The organism is Picosynechococcus sp. PCC 8807, from assembly GCF_001693295.1.
GTDB lineage: Bacteria > Cyanobacteriota > Cyanobacteriia > Cyanobacteriales > MRBY01 > MRBY01.
In genome coordinates this window covers 784990-801190 of sequence record NZ_CP016483.1, presented here as the reverse complement: position 1 = coordinate 801190, position 16201 = coordinate 784990, and the positions used below count along the sequence as shown (strand labels likewise).

At 50.0% G+C, this 16201-nt stretch carries 18 protein-coding genes; 11 read left to right on the top strand and 7 right to left on the bottom strand.

The window, feature by feature from the left end; all coding sequences use genetic code 11:
* Nucleotides 1-43 precede the first annotated feature (43 nt).
* The 4 genes from atpD to dusA form a co-directional block, all read right to left on the bottom strand.
* Nucleotides 44-1495: a F0F1 ATP synthase subunit beta gene (atpD, locus tag AWQ24_RS03860; protein ID WP_012306378.1), complete on the bottom strand. Its 1452-nt coding sequence runs from the start codon at nucleotides 1493-1495 to the stop codon at nucleotides 44-46.
* A 156-nt stretch (nucleotides 1496-1651) separates the two neighbouring features.
* Nucleotides 1652-2401, bottom strand: a complete 750-nt coding sequence (gene rsmG, locus AWQ24_RS03855; RefSeq protein WP_065716060.1) for a 16S rRNA (guanine(527)-N(7))-methyltransferase RsmG — start codon at nucleotides 2399-2401, stop codon at nucleotides 1652-1654.
* 32 nt (nucleotides 2402-2433) lie between these two features.
* On the bottom strand, nucleotides 2434-3747 hold the full coding sequence (locus AWQ24_RS03850) for a four-carbon acid sugar kinase family protein (protein ID WP_065716059.1): 1314 nt from the start codon (nucleotides 3745-3747) through the stop codon (nucleotides 2434-2436).
* 2 nt (nucleotides 3748-3749) lie between these two features.
* Nucleotides 3750-4727 carry a tRNA dihydrouridine(20/20a) synthase DusA gene (dusA, locus tag AWQ24_RS03845; protein ID WP_397428274.1) on the bottom strand — a complete coding sequence of 326 codons (978 nt, stop codon included), beginning with the start codon at nucleotides 4725-4727 and terminating at the stop codon, nucleotides 3750-3752.
* Nucleotides 4728-4911: 184 nt separating this feature from the next.
* Here dusA and ebsA point away from each other — a divergent pair, with 184 nt between their 5' ends.
* The 3 genes from ebsA (at nucleotide 4912) to ispG (ending at nucleotide 7749) form a co-directional block, all read left to right on the top strand.
* Nucleotides 4912-5292 (top strand): type IV pilus biogenesis protein EbsA, encoded by a 381-nt coding sequence (gene ebsA / locus AWQ24_RS03840; RefSeq protein WP_012306374.1) that lies wholly within the window; start codon nucleotides 4912-4914, stop codon nucleotides 5290-5292.
* 76 nt (nucleotides 5293-5368) lie between these two features.
* Entirely contained in the window at nucleotides 5369-6457 is a 1089-nt protein-coding gene (locus AWQ24_RS03835) for a phosphotransacetylase family protein (RefSeq protein WP_065717295.1), read from the top strand.
* A 71-nt stretch (nucleotides 6458-6528) separates the two neighbouring features.
* The gene (gene ispG / locus AWQ24_RS03830; protein ID WP_065716057.1) at nucleotides 6529-7749 is read left to right on the top strand and encodes a (E)-4-hydroxy-3-methylbut-2-enyl-diphosphate synthase; all 1221 of its coding nucleotides are present in this window, start codon (nucleotides 6529-6531) and stop codon (nucleotides 7747-7749) included.
* Nucleotides 7750-7911: 162 nt separating this feature from the next.
* On the opposite strand, the gene AWQ24_RS03825 is transcribed toward ispG, so the two are convergent.
* The 3 genes from AWQ24_RS03825 to AWQ24_RS03815 all read right to left on the bottom strand — a co-directional run bounded on the left by AWQ24_RS03825 (nucleotide 7912) and on the right by AWQ24_RS03815 (nucleotide 9604).
* Nucleotides 7912-8133, bottom strand: a complete 222-nt coding sequence (locus tag AWQ24_RS03825; protein WP_030005973.1) for a hypothetical protein — start codon at nucleotides 8131-8133, stop codon at nucleotides 7912-7914.
* 112 nt (nucleotides 8134-8245) lie between these two features.
* On the bottom strand, nucleotides 8246-8614 hold the full coding sequence (locus AWQ24_RS03820; RefSeq protein ID WP_065716056.1) for a hypothetical protein: 369 nt from the start codon (nucleotides 8612-8614) through the stop codon (nucleotides 8246-8248).
* Nucleotides 8615-8629: 15 nt separating this feature from the next.
* Entirely contained in the window at nucleotides 8630-9604 is a 975-nt protein-coding gene (locus AWQ24_RS03815; protein WP_065716055.1) for an aldo/keto reductase, read from the bottom strand.
* A gap of 498 nt (nucleotides 9605-10102) precedes the next feature.
* Between AWQ24_RS03815 and AWQ24_RS03810 the strand changes: the two genes are divergently transcribed.
* The 8 genes from AWQ24_RS03810 (at nucleotide 10103) to AWQ24_RS03775 (ending at nucleotide 16159) form a co-directional block, all read left to right on the top strand.
* Nucleotides 10103-10462 (top strand): ATP synthase subunit I, encoded by a 360-nt coding sequence (locus AWQ24_RS03810; protein ID WP_065710235.1) that lies wholly within the window; start codon nucleotides 10103-10105, stop codon nucleotides 10460-10462.
* Nucleotides 10463-10522: 60 nt separating this feature from the next.
* Nucleotides 10523-11257 carry a F0F1 ATP synthase subunit A gene (gene atpB / locus AWQ24_RS03805; RefSeq protein WP_012306368.1) on the top strand — a complete coding sequence of 245 codons (735 nt, stop codon included), beginning with the start codon at nucleotides 10523-10525 and terminating at the stop codon, nucleotides 11255-11257.
* 161 nt (nucleotides 11258-11418) lie between these two features.
* Complete coding sequence (gene atpE / locus AWQ24_RS03800) at nucleotides 11419-11664, top strand: ATP synthase F0 subunit C (protein ID WP_012306367.1); 246 nt, start codon at nucleotides 11419-11421, stop codon at nucleotides 11662-11664.
* Nucleotides 11665-11814: 150 nt separating this feature from the next.
* Nucleotides 11815-12300, top strand: a complete 486-nt coding sequence (locus tag AWQ24_RS03795; protein WP_062432751.1) for a F0F1 ATP synthase subunit B' — start codon at nucleotides 11815-11817, stop codon at nucleotides 12298-12300.
* A 129-nt stretch (nucleotides 12301-12429) separates the two neighbouring features.
* Entirely contained in the window at nucleotides 12430-12957 is a 528-nt protein-coding gene (locus AWQ24_RS03790) for a F0F1 ATP synthase subunit B (RefSeq protein ID WP_012306365.1), read from the top strand.
* Nucleotides 12954-13511, top strand: a complete 558-nt coding sequence (atpH, locus tag AWQ24_RS03785; protein ID WP_065716054.1) for an ATP synthase F1 subunit delta — start codon at nucleotides 12954-12956, stop codon at nucleotides 13509-13511. Before AWQ24_RS03790 ends, atpH begins: the two co-directional genes overlap by 4 nt.
* Before the next feature lie 101 nt (nucleotides 13512-13612).
* Entirely contained in the window at nucleotides 13613-15130 is a 1518-nt protein-coding gene (gene atpA / locus AWQ24_RS03780) for a F0F1 ATP synthase subunit alpha (protein ID WP_030005968.1), read from the top strand.
* A gap of 84 nt (nucleotides 15131-15214) precedes the next feature.
* Nucleotides 15215-16159, top strand: a complete 945-nt coding sequence (locus AWQ24_RS03775; RefSeq protein WP_030005967.1) for a F0F1 ATP synthase subunit gamma — start codon at nucleotides 15215-15217, stop codon at nucleotides 16157-16159.
* The last annotated feature ends 42 nt before the right edge of the window (nucleotides 16160-16201 follow it).

Below are 16201 nucleotides of genomic sequence, written 5' to 3'. Positions count from 1 at the left end.
GCAGAACGGTAGCACTGACCTGATGTCTTAGGCGAAGCAGGGTTTAGCCTTGCTCTTTGAGCTTCTTGCCTTTGGCGATCGCCTCTTCGATGTTGCCAACGAGGTAGAACGCCTGCTCAGGTAGATCATCTAATTCACCAGAGAGGATGCGCTTGAAGCCTTCAATGGTTTCTTCAAGGGTCACATACTTACCAGGAGAACCGGTAAATACCTCTGCCACGAAGAAAGGCTGAGACAAGAAACGCTCAATCTTCCGGGCCCGGTCTACGGTCAGACGGTCTTCTTCAGAAAGTTCGTCCAAACCAAGAATTGCGATGATGTCCTGGAGTTCCTTATAGCGCTGGAGGGTAGACTGTACCGCACGCGCCGTGTTGTAATGGTCTTCACCCACGATGCTGGGCTGAAGCATTGTACTGGTGGAATCGAGGGGATCCACAGCAGGATAAATCCCTTTAGACGCCAAAGCACGGGAAAGTACAGTAGTACCGTCGAGGTGAGCGAAGGTGGTTGCCGGAGCAGGGTCAGTCAAGTCATCCGCAGGGACATAAACTGCCTGGATCGAGGTGATAGAACCTTCCTTGGTGGAGGTGATGCGCTCCTGGAGATCCCCAACGTCAGTACCGAGGGTGGGCTGATAACCTACCGCAGAAGGCATCCGACCGAGCAGTGCCGATACTTCAGAACCAGCCTGGACAAAGCGGAAGATGTTGTCAACGAAGAGAAGTACATCCTGCTTGTTTACATCACGGAAATATTCCGCCATGGTCAAACCAGACAGACCAACCCGCATCCGGGCTCCGGGGGGCTCGTTCATCTGACCGTACACAAGGGCGATCTTGGAATCGTTGAGGTTATCGGGGTTGATAACGCCAGATTCGATCATTTCGTTGTAAAGGTCATTCCCTTCACGGGTCCGTTCCCCTACACCAGCGAATACAGACACACCACCGTGGTTAGTGGCGATGTTGTTGATCAGCTCCATCATGATGACGGTTTTACCAACACCAGCACCACCAAAGAGACCAATTTTCCCACCACGACGGTACGGAGTAAGAAGGTCAACAACTTTAATGCCCGTTTCAAACACAGAAGGAGCCGTGTCGAGTTCGGTCAGCTTAGGAGCAGGGCGGTGGATTGGGGAGGTTTCTTCTGCACCAACTTCGCCTTTTTCGTCTACGGGTTCACCGAGGACGTTGAAAATCCGACCGAGGGTTTTCTTCCCTACAGGAACGCTGATGGGAGCACCAGTGTCGAGGATATCCATGCCGCGAACGAGACCGTCGGTGGAGCTCATGGCAACGGCCCGGACTTGGTTGTCGCCGAGCAACTGTTGAACTTCACAGGTGAGGTTGATTTCTTGACCGTAGGGGTTTTTTCCTTGGATTTTTAGAGCGTTATAAATCCGAGGCATTTTGCCACTGGGGAACTCTGCGTCAATGACAGGGCCAATGATCTGAGTGATTTTACCTAAAGTTTTTTCTTGTGTAGCTACCATGCTTCTCTATTATCGATTGGTTTCGCTCTAGGCCAAATGCTGGCTTTGTTCCTAAAGTTTTAACCAAATGTAAAAATTTGCCATACTCAGGGTACCATCTCTTGGGATCAAGTAAACAAGATTCGACAGAGGGCCAGGGAGCTTGATCTATAAGGCTTAAACCGGGGCGAGGGGGGATTGTTTCGGCAGGCCGATCGCCCTGGGGAATTGGGGGGCTGTGGTCTGTTTTTTCTCGATGTAGAGACAGGTGCGCTGGCCTTGAGTAATCGGGGTTGTAAATTGCTGTACGGCTAGGAGTTGACCACCACATTGGGCGATCGCCCCTTGGAGTTGTTCTGTTTCAGTCTCAGACCATTGACCCCGATAGAGAACCGCGAGGCCGCCAATTTTGAGTAGGGGCAAGAGATATTCCACACAGAGGGAGGCTTTACCCACGGCGCGGATCGTCGCGATGTCGTAGCGTTCACGGTGATTCGGATCTTGACCTAGGGTTTCGGCTCGGTCAGCGATGCCCAGGGTATTGAGTTGGAGGGTTTGGCTCAGTTCAACGAGGAAATTAATTTTTTTACGGGTGGAATCGAGCAGGGTGATTTGCCACTCAGGAAAGGCGATCGCCAAGGGAATGCCGGGAAAGCCGCCCCCAGTGCCCACATCGATGACTTTTTGGGGCTGGGTTAAACGCTCTGCCAATACGTCTAGTTTCAAAGCGGCGTAGGAATCCCACAAATGTTTTTCCCAAAAGTCTTCTGGAGACGTGATTCGGGTCAGATTCAGCCGCTGGTTGCCGTCGCAGATTCCGTGGTAAAGGGCAGCAAAAGCCGGATAGTGGGAGGAATCGGGTTGCCAAAGGTGAGGATCGGCATAGCGCTGGCATAGGTCGCGAAATAGAGCTTCGATGTCGTTCATGGTTTCAAGAAAAAATAAAGCCTAGATTGGGATCAACGGGGAATTTGGAGGCGTTGGTAAGCGGTAACGAGGCTGTGGCGATCGCCCACATTGCCAGGAAACAGTACCACAGGTAACTGGGGAAATTGCGGGTGATCATGCTCCGTTTGCACGAGGCAACAACCGGAGATAATTTGGCCGAGTAACTGAATCGCTGGAACCCGCAAACCTTTTTGGAGCAGCGCATTGGTGGTGTTACCGCCTTTACTAATCACAAAGCCGAGATCTGCGGGCAACTGGGCAAAAATTTCAAGGAATAGAGCCGTGATATTTTTACCAAATTCAAGGTTATGTTGGGCTTGGTCGCTGGCTGGCACTTGCCGACTGGTAAAGAGTACGGGGGTTTGTCCGGCCTGACGAATTTTTTGGATCTGCTCTAGCATCGCTACTGCTAGTTGATCACGGCCTAGGGATGTTTGGCACAGATCTACGTCGATTTCAATGCCGACAACGCCTGCTAATTGCAGTAATTCCGTGAGTTGGACGGTTGTTTTTTGCGTGTGGGAACCGACAATAATCAGTCCAGGCTGAGGCGATCGCCGCACGGTAAAACTTTCTTCTGGGGGAATCGGCTGGGGGCCGAGAGCCGCGAGGGAAGTCAGCAAACTGGCGGCACTACGAAAGAGAAACTTTTTACCCTGGTGAATCGCGTGAAATAGCGCCGGAACTAGACGATCAAAATCAGCCTGTTGTTCACCGTCGAGGACAACGTATTTGCCATTCTGCAGACGACAAAAATAATCTTGAAGATTTTCGGGTAAATTCCCTGGATTCAGGCAAGCCACTTGATTCGCTGTCACTACGCCCTTCGTTTTTGTCGCAATAAAATCAGGTAAAAAACTGTCCTGAAAACCAAAGAGGCGATCGCCCGCAAATTCTGTCTCAGCCACGGGGATCAAGCGTTCATTTTCCTGGACATAGTGAATGCCGTTGCGGGTAATGCGGCCCCCCTCAAAAAATGCTGGGGCAAAAAAACAAGCATCAAACGGCCCTAATACGTTGGCGATCGCCTCAGTTTCTGCCGGGAAATGGCCCCTCAAGGTGGAATCCGAGCGACTAACGATTAGATATTCCTGGATATTTTCCTGGGTCAGGGCAATTTTGAGATTCCGACAAACTGCTGTGGTAGTGGCGATCGCCTCTGGTTCCGTCAAAGCGCGGGTATTCGCCAAAATAAAAATAATGGGGGCCGGATCCCGTAAGCCCAACCGCAGCGTGTCCACATCCCAACGCAATAATAATGGACAACTATGTACCGTTTGGGAACCCGTCGGGTCATCATCAAGCACAATAATTTTTGCTGTCATGGTCACTTTCTCCCAGAAACCATGGAGACCGGATCGGCGATCGCGTTTGTCTGGGGCACCAGGGCCAAGGCTTGCTCAATAATTTCTCGTCCCACCGTCGTTCCTCGACCTTCCTCCGTGATAAACCGTTTCCAGGCTTTGGTGCCGGGCTGGCCTAAAAACAGCGACAACATGTGACGGCTAATGCTGTGGAGTTTCACCCCGGCTTTTGTGGCACGTTCAATGTAGGGCAACATCTCCTCAACAATTTCATGGCGGCTTTTGGGCTGAATCGCTTCCCCGTAGATATCGCGGTCCACCGTCGCAAACAGATAGGGGTTGTCATAGGCTGCCCGCCCCACCATGACCGCATCCACTTGGGTTAAATGGGTTTGAATTTGTTCTAGCGCCGTAATGCCGCCATTGATCTCGATCCAGAGGTGAGGAAAGTCTTGTTTTAACCGATAAACATCTGCATAACGTAAAGGTGGGACCGTGCGGTTTTCTTTTGGGCTTAAACCCTGTAGCCAGGCTTTGCGGGCATGGACAGAAAAGCGATTGCATCCGGTTGCCGAGACAATCTCGATAAAGCGGCAGAGGTCTGCGTAACTATCTTGTTCATCGACGCCAATGCGATGTTTTACCGTAACGGGAATATTGACTGCCCCCTGCATCGCCGCTACACAATCGGCCACCAACTCCGGCTGGGTCATCAAACAAGCGCCAAAATTGCCCTGTTGCACCCTCGGACTGGGACAGCCCACATTGAGATTAATTTCGTCGTAACCCCAGTCTTCGCCCACTTTGGCACATTCGGCTAATTCCTTGGGATTATCGCCTCCCAATTGGAGGGAAATGGGATGTTCTGCGGCATCGAAGTCTAAGAGCTTGGGGCGATCGCCATGGATAATCGCCTGGGTGGTAATCATCTCTGTGTAGAGTAATGTCCGTCGGGTAATCTGGCGCATCAAGTAACGAAAATGGCGATCGGTGCGATCCATCATCGGCGCTACACTTAACAAATGGGGACAAACCACGGCATTGATCCTCTGCGACATAAACCAAAACGGATGAAGAAATATTCAATGGAAATTTCAGCCAATCCTAGAACAAAACAGAAACCAGCCAACAGGCTACAATGCGATGTATTCTCAACGCTAACTGATTTCTTTAGAGCAATGCCCCATGGCTGTTTTTGACGATATCCAATCTGCAGGAAAGGGAGAAGTGATGGTTTATGCTCCCTACTATCCAAAAAATAAACAAAAAACACTGCCCAAAGCCCTCGGACTATACCAGATCGGCTCCGTTGAGGGGAAACGGGTGATCGAAAAAGGAGAAAGTATCCCCTTTGTGGCCAGTTGGTATGTCTCTAAATTACCGTCGGAAATGACCAGTTGTCGCCTTCAATTTGCGGCCCAGGCGGATCTCAGTTACAGCGTGACATTACCAAACCACCAGTTCGTAGATTACCTCATTGATCTCTTAATTGGCTTCGGCCGTGACGGGGCCATTGACTTTCCTAAGGATTTTTATCGGGAGCTTCTGGGCCTAAAAAAAGAATAGCGTCCTGGTTTGCTCAGTCGCGAAATTCCGTTATTGTGGAGGCTAAAGAATGTGAGCTTCTAAAGGAGTAGTGGGTGTGACCAATTCAACCCAACATATCGTCGTTGCTTCTACCGAACCCTACAGTGGGAAATCTGCTGTGCTACTTGGGTTGGTACAGAGCCTTAAGCAAAAAGGCATCTCTGTGGCCTACAGTAAGCCCATCGGTACAGTTTGGCATGACGAGCAGAATGGGCGTTTCACCCGCATCGAAGATGATCTCCGGTTCCTTGGGGAAGCCTTTGGTCTTAGGGAAACGGAGGTGCGATCGCCGGTACTTTTTCTGGATGAGGCAACGGTGGCCCAGCGACTCACGGGTCAAGACCAAATCGATTATCCTCAAAAATTAAAGGATGATCTAGGGGCGATCGCCAGTGACATCACCTTTATCGAAGCCCCCAAAAGTCTCTGGGAAGGGAGTTTATTTAACCTCTCTGCCGGAGAAATTGCGGCGACCCTAGGGGCCAAAATCCTCTTGGTCATTCCCTACCACCACAAGCTTTTAGTTGATAGTTTGTTGACAATTTATCGGTTCCTGGGCGATCGCCTCATGGGAGTGGTGATTAACAAAATTCCCCCCGAAGCCCTCGAAACCGCCGAGACTCAAATTAAGCCCTTCTTGGCCCAGCGGGGTATTGATGTCTATGGCCTTGTCCCCGCCGACCGCATCCTCCGCAGTGTAACGGTGCGGGAATTGGTGAAGCGCCTCAATGCGGAAGTTCTTTGTCGGGCCAATCGCCTAGATCTGATGGTCGAAAGTCTCACCATTGGCGCGATGAACGTTAACTCTGCCTTGAAATATTTCCGGCAACGGCAAAATATGGCGGTGGTCACTGGGGGCGATCGCACTGATCTGCAACTGGCAGCCCTAGAAACCTCAACCCAATGTCTGATCCTGACAGGCCATGTCGCCCCCCAAGAAATTATTCTCAACCGCGCCGAAGACCTAGAAATCCCAATTCTGTCGGTGGACTATGACACCCTGACCACCGTCGAAATCATCGACCAAGCCTTTAACCATGTGCGCCTCCAGGAGCCGATTAAAGTAGAAGTGGCCCAGACCCTATTCCAAAAGCATTTTGACTTCGAGCGTTTCTTGGCCCAGATGCCCTTTCCCGTTGCCTAGAACCTTTGCCAACGCTTATGCTTAGATCCTAGATACCAGCGACTTTTTGTAATTTCCTATCCTCAAGTTCCATGCAAGCTGTAGAGCGTCCTGTGCAAACGACCGATTCCCTTGTGGATACCACTATCCATCGCCGGAAAACCAGAGCTGTCAAGGTGGGCAATGTCACCATCGGCAGTGATTATCCTGTGGTTGTCCAGTCGATGATCAACGAAGATACCCTTGACGTGGAGGGCTCCGTCGCGGCAATCCGCCGACTTCATGAAATTGGCTGTGAAATCGTCCGGGTAACTGTTCCGAGTATGGCCCATGCCCGTTCCCTGGCCCAAATCAAAGCTAAGCTCGCCGAAACCTACCAGGCAGTGCCAATTGTGGCGGATGTCCACCATAACGGCATGAAAATTGCCCTAGAGGTGGCAAAACATGTGGATAAAGTGCGCATCAATCCTGGTCTTTATGTTTTTGAACAGGCCAGTGGCGATCGCACTGGTTATACCGAAGCAGAATTTGCGGCCATTGGTGAAAAGATTCGTGAAACCCTCGAACCCTTAGTGGTTTCCCTGCGGGATCAAGGCAAAGCCATGCGCATCGGCGTAAACCATGGTTCCCTCGCTGAGCGGATGCTCTTCACCTACGGGGATACTCCCGAAGGCATGGTCGAATCAGCCCTAGAATTTATTCGGATTTGTCAGTCCCTCGATTTCCATAACCTGATCATTTCCATGAAGGCATCCCGTGTCCCGGTGATGTTGGCTGCCTATCGCCTCATGGCTAAACGGATGGATGAACTCGGCATGGACTATCCCCTGCACCTGGGCGTAACCGAAGCTGGAGATGGGGAATATGGCCGCATTAAATCTACCGCAGGCATTGGGACGCTCCTGGCGGAAGGCATTGGCGACACAATCCGTGTTTCCCTCACGGAAGCACCTGAAAAGGAAATTCCCGTCTGCTATAGCATCCTCCAAGCCCTAGGCCTACGGAAAACCATGGTGGAATACGTCGCCTGCCCTTCCTGTGGCCGGACGCTCTTTAACCTCGAAGAAGTGCTCCACAAGGTGCGCGAAGCGACAAATCACCTCACGGGTCTAGATATTGCCGTAATGGGTTGTATCGTGAATGGCCCCGGTGAAATGGCCGATGCGGATTATGGCTATGTGGGGAAAACGCCCGGTGTAATTTCCCTATACCGTGGTCGGGAAGAAATCCGCAAAGTCCCGGAAGCCCAAGGGGTTGAAGAACTGATTAACCTTATTAAAGCTGATGGTCGCTGGGTTGATCCGCCTCAATAGTTTTTGATAGAAATTTTCTCAATCATTTGTCACCCAGGCGATATCAATTCATCCCCTGGGTTTTTTCTCGTATCAAAGCAATGAACCGATTGATGCAGAGCCGAATCCTTGATATTCAGACTGTCAATCATAGGAACGTTCTACGGTTTGTTTTTGTTCCTGCTAATCTTCCGCGTCTTCGGGGTAACGGGCATCGTAAGCGGGGCGTTCTGCTTCACTGACGAGGTGCTTAAGGGCATCCAGGCGGGAATTCAGCAGCAGTTGGGCAACGGTGGCTGCATCCCCTTCTTTGATCTGCATGGTAGCGAGGGAATCAAAGAGCTTTTGGTAACACTGGTTAAGCTCGTGGTGCAGCTGAAAACGAATTTCGGAGGTATCACGCATGGGCCAAAGGTTGATCGAGTCTAAAAGGGCATATCTTTTTTCATAGCATGCTCTTCTGTCGGAGTTAAGGCGCGGCAATATATGTTGATTTTCAAGGAAAATGCTTACTGTTTTACTTGAGTCGTTCGAGCATAGAACCGGGGCACCAATCGGTAAAGCCATCAACGGTAAACATGACGTAATCAACCCCGTAGGCGTCCCAATAATCCACTACTTTGCCCTGTTTTTGCTCTGGATCTGCCCGGCGTTGCACAAGGCAACCAAGGGGGAACTCCTGGGCGATCGCCTTATCTTTCAAATCCCTGAGCTTGAGAATGCGGCCCTGTTGATCTGCCGATAATTGTTTCCAGGCGATCGCCTTAAAGTCGGAGTAGGCTTGGGTGAGCAGTTCAATTTCTGCCCAGGTTTGGGCTTGGGTGAGACATTCCGCCAACTGTTCGGGAGATTCAAGCACAGGGACAGGATGAGGAGCAGTGGTCATGGCAAGCTTCAAAATTTAACGGGACTGAAACGGATTTTGCACCATGGTTTTTGTGACTTGGGCTGCCGCTTGATCGAGGGCTTCTACTTCAGCGGCGCTTAGGTGCCAACCCAATGCCCCAGCATTTTCCTGGGCTTGGGTGAGATTTTTTGCCCCCGGAATCGGCATTGTCCCTTTACAAATACACCAGTTTAAAGCGACCTGGGCCATGGTTTTTTGGTGCAGCGCCATCAGCTCCTGTAAACAGCTCTGCAACGGGGCTATATTTGGCAAAACTTGCTTAAAAACTCGCCGTCGTAAACCTTTGGGCAGCGGTTTATCTAAGCTGTATTTTCCCGTCAACAGACCAAGGGCCAGGGGACTATAGGCGATTAACTGAATTTCCAATTCGTCGCATACGGCTTTGACGTCATATTTCAGTACCGGATCCGTTGAAAGCAAAGAATACTGCACTTGCAATGTCCGAATCGGTACGCCCCAATCCTGAAACCAACGGTGCACTTCCCGGAGTCGCTGACCACCATAGTTGGATAACCCTACGCCTTTCACCTGACCCGTTTCGTACAGTTCTGCTAAACCCCGCAATAATCGTTTTTCCTGCCAAGGAGCATAATTTGCCGTTGACCAATGCATTTGCACTAAATCAATTGGCCGCTGGAGGCGTTTTGCGGAGGCAGCCCCAGCCCGCTTCATGGAGCCAGCGGTGAGCCGCCAAGGATAAGGAGCTAGTTTAGTCGCCAGAATGATTTCCTGTTGGTGACGGCCAGTGTAGGCTTGGGAAAATTGCCCCAAAAGGCTTTCACTACGACCGCTTAAACGCCCAGTGCCATAGGAATCCCCCGTATCAAAGAGGGTAATCCCGCTGGTCACACAGAAATTAAACACCTGTTGTAGTTCTTGATCCATGCTGGGTTGGTACCCCCACAGGAGGCGATTGCCCCAGGCCCAAGTGCCACAGCCCATGGTGGGGAGAATGAGTTGCTCTCGCATAACATCGGTTTGAATGGAGTGAAATGTGGATAAAAGTCAGGAAAAGCTGATTAGCGCCGACTGAAAATTTGCCAACAGACCAGTAGGGTGACCCCAAAATAGCCGGCGATCGCCACCCAATCTAACACCGCAGTCTCCATCGCCATAATCCTCCTAGAACGATTCATTCTCCCACCAAAGCAGGTTTGCGCCCTATAAAAATAACTTGAATCTTCCCAGACACAACCCACAAATCCCCATCTTTAGCCCTTTTACAGCCTTCTCCCTGGGTCATGGGGAACTTTTTAAGGATTGTGACAATGGCGTGATATGATTGCACGTGGTTTGTACTGTTTCCCTTGTACAAAGCAATATAGACAGTCAAATAAACTGATCAAAACCCTTGATCTTCTAAACCTGCTGAGCGTGAATTCATCTGAGTCTCAAAGCCAATCAGACATTCCCAACTCTTCTAACTCAACCTTAGAAAACAATGGGGATTCGGCAAGTAACACCCCAATGGACGAGTACTATCAGCTCAAACAGTCCATTTTTTTTGTGACTCTTGCCATCAGTGGGGCGATCGCCCTGTTGGTCTGGTACTTTTATTCTGCCCAAACAGCGGTGAGTTATCTCATTGGTGCTGGCGTTGGAATAATTTATTTGAGACAGTTGGCAAAAAGCGTAGAAAAAATCAGTAGCACTAATCCCAGAACCGGTTCCGGTCGCCTAGCCCTTTTTATCGGCTTGATCGTCATCGCAACCCAACTGGAGCAACTGGAAATTCTCCCCGCTTTTTTAGGGTTCATTACCTATAAACTTGCCATCATTGTTTATGTGCTGCCGAATAGTTTACTTGCCGCAGACAAAACAAATTAGAATTCCGCCCTAGCCCTTGATTGTCGAGAGAAAGAACCGGGGAAAGATCATCAAATGGAAATGCTTAATAGTTTAACTACATTTAGTTTATTTCCCCTTGCTGAACTCGAAGTCGGCAAACATTTTTATTGGGAACTCGGTGGCTTAAAAGTTCACGGACAGGTACTAATGACCTCTTGGTTCGTTATTGCTGTACTCGTGCTTGCTTCGATCCTAGCAACCCGTAATGTTCAGCGTGTCCCTGGTGGTTTCCAAAACTTCATGGAATACGCCCTCGAATTTATTCGGGATCTGGCTAAAAACCAGCTAGGCGAAAAAGAATATCGTCCTTGGGTGCCCTTCATTGGAACATTGTTCCTCTTCATCTTCATTGCCAACTGGTCCGGTGCCCTTGTGCCTTGGAAAATCATTGGTTTACCCGAAGGTGAATTGGCCGCTCCCACTAACGACATTAACACCACCGTAGCCCTAGCTCTGTTGACTTCCTTGGCATACTTTTATGCTGGGTTCAAAAAGCGTGGAATTGGTTACCTGAAAAAATATTTGGAACCAACCCCTATCCTGCTTCCAATTAACATTCTGGAAGATTTCACCAAGCCCCTCTCCCTGAGCTTCCGTCTTTTCGGAAACATCCTCGCGGACGAACTGGTGGTTGGTGTACTGGTTTTCTTGGTTCCCCTGATTATTCCTTTACCCTTGATGGCACTTGGTTTATTTGCCAGTGCGATCCAAGCGTTGATTTTTGCGACCCTCGCCGCAGCCTACATTGCTGAAGCGATGGAAGGTCATCACTAAGGGAAGGTTTGACTTCAGGATTATTGATAAAAGCCCGAAGGCTAGCTAGAAATTTCAACTTGATTTGTGTTTCTGGTCACTTTTTCTGTTAATTTTTTTGACGGGGATCTGTTTTAGAGACCTGTTTATACCCACTTCAATAACATCGAAAGGAAAAAATTATGGATTCTTTAACTGCTGCTGCTTCTGTTATTGCTGCTGCTCTTGCTGTTGGTCTTGCGGCGATCGGCCCTGGTATTGGTCAAGGTAATGCTGCGGGTAGTGCAGCCGAAGGGATTGCCCGTCAACCCGAAGCGGAAGGCAAAATCCGCGGTACTCTCCTCCTCAGCTTGGCTTTTATGGAAGCTTTAACCATCTACGGTCTTGTTGTTGCCCTCGTTCTCTTGTTTGCAAACCCCTTTGCATAAAAAGACACTGGACTGGGTTTAGGTCATTCGAGGCTGATTTAAAGGCAGCTTACCTGGATGACCTAAGCCCCGTTTTTCCATGGGACAATGGGGTAACCCCCTAGATGTATAAACTCTATAAGACCCAAACACGGTGGGGTCAATTGATAAATGACACACTGGACAATTGTTTTAGCAACTGAAGCAGTCGAGAAAACCGCTGAGGGTGGTCTTTTTGATTTTGACGCAACGCTCCCCGTGATGGCCATTCAGTTTTTGGTCTTGGCGGCGTTGTTAAATAAGCTTTTTTATAAGCCTATTGGTCAAGCAATTGACGACCGTTCCGATTACATTCGCACCAACTTAGTGGACGCGAAAGAACGTCAGCAAAAGGCGGAGGACTTAGCCGCTCAATATGAGCAAGAACTCCGTGATGTGCGTCGTGAAGCCCAGGATGTAATTGCAAAAGCTCAGACTGAAGCTCAAAAGGTCGTAGCAGATGAAGTGAAGTCTGCCCAGGCTGAGGCTTTGGCGGAGCGGGAAAAAGCAGCTCTGGAAATCGAGGCACAACGGGAATCTGCGTTCAAATCCCTTGAACAACAAGTTGATTCTCTAAGCCAGGCGATCGCCTCTAAATTAGTTGGGGCAAAGCTTTAGGGTAGTGCGGTTTTCGCTGCCTAGATGGGAACTCTTGAAGATTTCAAGCTTTTATATCTTTAAGAAAAAGAGTTATCCATTTTTAGATGTATACACCATAAGCAAATAGCGCTGGGGTAGATCGATATCATGGGAATTATTTCCTACCTTGCCACCGCATCGGAGGGTGGTTTTCATTTAAACTTCGACATTTTAGAAACAAACATTATCAACCTTGCGATCATCATTGGGGTTCTGTACGTCTATGGGAGCAAGTTTATTGGCAATATTTTAGAGACGCGCAAAAGCAAAATTGTCGCCGATCTAGAAGACGCTGAAAACCGCGCGAAAAAAGCCCAAGAAGCACTGACAAAAGCCCAGAAAGATCTCGAACAGGCCCAGGCCCAGGCTGCCAAGATTCGGGAAGACGCTAAGGTTGCCGCAGAAAAAACCAAACAAGACATCTTGGCCAAAGGTCGCGATGAAGTTGAAAAACTCAAGGCCTCTGCGGTTAAAGAATTAAGCACAGAACAAGCGAAAGTAATCACCGAGCTGAAGCGACGGGTTGCAGAGCTTGCTCTGGCAAAAGTGGAAGCTCAATTGCGGTCTGATTTGGATGAGTCTGCTCAAGCCAAGTTAGTTGATCGCAGCATTGCACAACTGGGAGGTGGCGCATGAAAGGCAACACGATGATTGCTCAGGTTGTTGAGCCCTATGCTGGTGCCCTGATGACCCTTGCGCAAGAGACCAATAAAGTCGAGGCATTTGCAGAAAATTGTCGGGCTTTACTGTCACTCTTTCAAGAGTCTGCGGAGTTCCGGTCTTTTGTGATGAATCCTTTGGTCAAAGCAGAGGATAAAAAAGGTGTTCTCCAAGGGGTTTGTGGCCAGGATGTAGATGCCTACTTCCTTAACTTTTTGTTTTTGCTTGTGGATCGTCGGCGTATTGTTTTCCTCGAAGGCATTTGCCAGGAATTCGTCGCCCTCCAGCGAAAACTGAACAATATTGTTCTCGCTGATGTCACGAGTGCGCAACCGTTGACCACTGACCAAGAAGCGGCGATCGCCGATCAAGTCAAACAAATGACCGGGGCCAATGCCGTCGAATTGAACATTAGCACCGATGCCGATTTGATTGGTGGTGTCGTGATCAAAGTCGGTTCCAAGGTCTTTGACGCTAGCTTGCGGGGCCAACTCCGGCGGATCAGCATGAATCTATTAGGCTCAAACTAAGCTGGTGCCAATTTTTTGGACCTGTTTTAACACCGGCCACTTAACTTTAAAAGTGTCTCAATAGACTGTCCCTAGAATTAACCTTATTTAACAGTACAGACATGATTAGTATCAGACCCGACGAAATTAGTAGCATTATTCGTCAACAAATTGAGTCCTACGACCAAAAAGTTCAAGTCGATAACGTCGGCACCGTACTTCAAGTCGGTGATGGGATTGCTCGGATCTATGGTCTTGAGCAGGCCATGGCCGGTGAATTGCTTGAGTTTGAAGATGGCACCGTAGGGATCGCCCTCAACCTTGAAGAAGACAACGTCGGTGCCGTATTGATGGGCGACGGTCGTGACATCCAAGAAGGCAGTAGTGTGAAGTCCACTGGCCGGATTGCAGAAATCCCCGTTGGCGACGCGACCGTTGGCCGTGTCGTTGATGCCCTTGCCCGTCCCATCGATGGGAAAGGCGACATTGACGCTACCGATACCCGCCTCATCGAATTCATGGCCCCTGGGATTATTGCCCGTCGCTCTGTCCATGAACCGATGCAGACTGGGATTACCGCAATTGACGCGATGATTCCCGTCGGTCGGGGTCAGCGGGAATTAATCATTGGTGACCGTCAAACTGGTAAAACTGCCGTTGCGGTTGACACAATCATCAACCAGAAGGGTGAAGATGTAATTTGTGTGTACGTGGCCGTTGGTCAAAAGGCGTCCACCGTTGCTCAAGTTGTTTCGACCCTCGAATCTAAGGGCGCTTTAGATTACACCGTCGTTGTTGCTGCGAATGCTAACGATCCGGCAACTCTCCAGTACCTTGCTCCCTACACTGGTGCGGCGATCGCCGAGCACTTCATGTACCAAGGTAAGGCGACCCTCGTTGTCTACGATGACCTTTCCAAGCAAGCCCAGGCCTACCGCCAAATGTCCCTGCTGCTCCGTCGTCCCCCCGGACGTGAAGCTTATCCCGGTGACGTTTTCTACTTGCACTCTCGTCTGTTAGAACGGGCAGCGAAACTCAGTGATGAACTCGGCGGCGGTAGCATGACCGCTCTACCGATCATCGAAACCCAAGCCGGTGACGTTTCCGCTTACATTCCCACCAACGTTATTTCCATTACCGACGGTCAGATCTTCTTGTCCTCTGACCTATTCAACGCAGGTTTCCGTCCGGCGATCAACGCGGGTATTTCCGTATCCCGGGTTGGTTCTGCGGCTCAAACCAAAGCGATGAAAAAAGTTGCCGGTAAGCTGAAGTTGGAATTGGCCCAGTTCGCAGAACTCGAAGCCTTTGCCCAGTTTGCTTCTGACTTGGATGCAGCAACCCAAAACCAGTTGGCCCGGGGTCAGCGCCTGCGTCAGATCCTCAAACAGCCCCAGAACTCTCCCCTCTCCGTTGCTGAGCAGGTGGCGATTGTTTACGCTGGCTTGAATGGCTATCTTGATGATGTTCCTGTAGATAAAGTGGTTGAGTTTGCTGCTGGCCTCCGTCAGTACCTCGCCACCAGCAAAGCCCGGTACGGTGAAATCATTGCCAACGATAAAGTGCTTTCTGAAGAAGCGGAGAACCTCCTCAAAGAGGCGATCGCCGAGCACAAGCAAAGTTTCGCCGCTGCGGCCTAAGCAGATGATCATGTCGCCTGTGGCCTATGGCTAGCATCACCAGGGGTTGCAGGCGACCCAGAATCGAACTAAGGGATATTACTCATGCCAAACCTAAAGGGGATTCGCGACCGGATTCAATCCGTCAAAAATACCAAGAAAATTACCGAAGCGATGCGTCTGGTGGCCGCGGCAAAAGTACGTCGTGCCCAAGAACAGGTGACTTCCACCCGTCCCTTTGCTAACACCCTCTTGCAGGTACTCTATAGCCTCAAGAGTCGTCTCCGCCTTGAAGAAGCAGATTTGCCCCTCCTCAAGCAACGGGAAGTAAAGTGTGTCGGTCTGTTGGTCATCACTGGCGATCGCGGCCTTTGTGGGGGCTACAACGCCAACATCATCCGCAAAGCCGAACAAAGAGCAAAAGAATTAGCAGCGGCTGGTATCAGCTACAAGTTTGTGCTGGTGGGCCGTAAAGCGGTGCAATATTTTCAGAATCGCCAAGCTCCCGTTGCTAAAACCTATGCTGGTTTAGAACAAATTCCTTCGGCAGCAGAAGCGTCGGACATTGCCGATGAACTGCTCTCTTTGTTCCTCTCGGAAGAAGTGGACAAAATTGAACTGATTTACACACGCTTTGTGTCTTTGATTAGTTCTCAGCCCGTTGTGCAAACGCTGTTGCCTTTGGTACCTGAAGCGCTCACCAACCCTGACGACGAAACTTTCAACCTGATTACCCGGGGTGGTAAGTTCCAGGTCGAACGGGAAAAGGTGGCAACCGAAGTTAAAGAACTGCCCGCAGATATGATCTTCGAGCAGGATCCGAAGGACATTTTGAATGCTTTGTTGCCGCTATATCTCAGCAACCAACTGCTGCGGGCGCTCCAGGAAGGGGCAGCCAGTGAGTTGGCGGCGCGGATGACGGCGATGAACAATGCCAGTGACAATGCTTCTGAACTGATGAAAACCTTGACGTTGTCCTATAACAAGGCCCGTCAGGCAGCGATTACCCAGGAGCTATTGGAAGTGGTCGCCGGTGCAAATGCACTCTAAACAGACGAACAAGTCATTTCTATTACCGTCACTAACGCTAAC

Coding starts and splice junctions, on each gene's coding strand:
- AWQ24_RS03790 (WP_012306365.1), top strand. CDS start 12,430: ATGGGAATTATTTCCTACCTTGCCACCGCATCGGAGGGTGGTTTTCAT.
- atpA (WP_030005968.1), top strand. CDS start 13,613: ATGATTAGTATCAGACCCGACGAAATTAGTAGCATTATTCGTCAACAA.
- AWQ24_RS03820 (WP_065716056.1), bottom strand. CDS start 8,614: ATGACCACTGCTCCTCATCCTGTCCCTGTGCTTGAATCTCCCGAACAG.
- AWQ24_RS03825 (WP_030005973.1), bottom strand. CDS start 8,133: ATGCGTGATACCTCCGAAATTCGTTTTCAGCTGCACCACGAGCTTAAC.
- atpE (WP_012306367.1), top strand. CDS start 11,419: ATGGATTCTTTAACTGCTGCTGCTTCTGTTATTGCTGCTGCTCTTGCT.
- atpD (WP_012306378.1), bottom strand. CDS start 1,495: ATGGTAGCTACACAAGAAAAAACTTTAGGTAAAATCACTCAGATCATT.
- rsmG (WP_065716060.1), bottom strand. CDS start 2,401: ATGAACGACATCGAAGCTCTATTTCGCGACCTATGCCAGCGCTATGCC.
- AWQ24_RS03850 (WP_065716059.1), bottom strand. CDS start 3,747: ATGACAGCAAAAATTATTGTGCTTGATGATGACCCGACGGGTTCCCAA.
- ebsA (WP_012306374.1), top strand. CDS start 4,912: ATGGCTGTTTTTGACGATATCCAATCTGCAGGAAAGGGAGAAGTGATG.
- dusA (WP_397428274.1), bottom strand. CDS start 4,727: ATGGATCGCACCGATCGCCATTTTCGTTACTTGATGCGCCAGATTACC.
- AWQ24_RS03810 (WP_065710235.1), top strand. CDS start 10,103: ATGGACGAGTACTATCAGCTCAAACAGTCCATTTTTTTTGTGACTCTT.
- AWQ24_RS03775 (WP_030005967.1), top strand. CDS start 15,215: ATGCCAAACCTAAAGGGGATTCGCGACCGGATTCAATCCGTCAAAAAT.
- atpH (WP_065716054.1), top strand. CDS start 12,954: ATGAAAGGCAACACGATGATTGCTCAGGTTGTTGAGCCCTATGCTGGT.
- AWQ24_RS03795 (WP_062432751.1), top strand. CDS start 11,815: ATGACACACTGGACAATTGTTTTAGCAACTGAAGCAGTCGAGAAAACC.
- AWQ24_RS03815 (WP_065716055.1), bottom strand. CDS start 9,604: ATGCGAGAGCAACTCATTCTCCCCACCATGGGCTGTGGCACTTGGGCC.
- ispG (WP_065716057.1), top strand. CDS start 6,529: ATGCAAGCTGTAGAGCGTCCTGTGCAAACGACCGATTCCCTTGTGGAT.
- atpB (WP_012306368.1), top strand. CDS start 10,523: ATGCTTAATAGTTTAACTACATTTAGTTTATTTCCCCTTGCTGAACTC.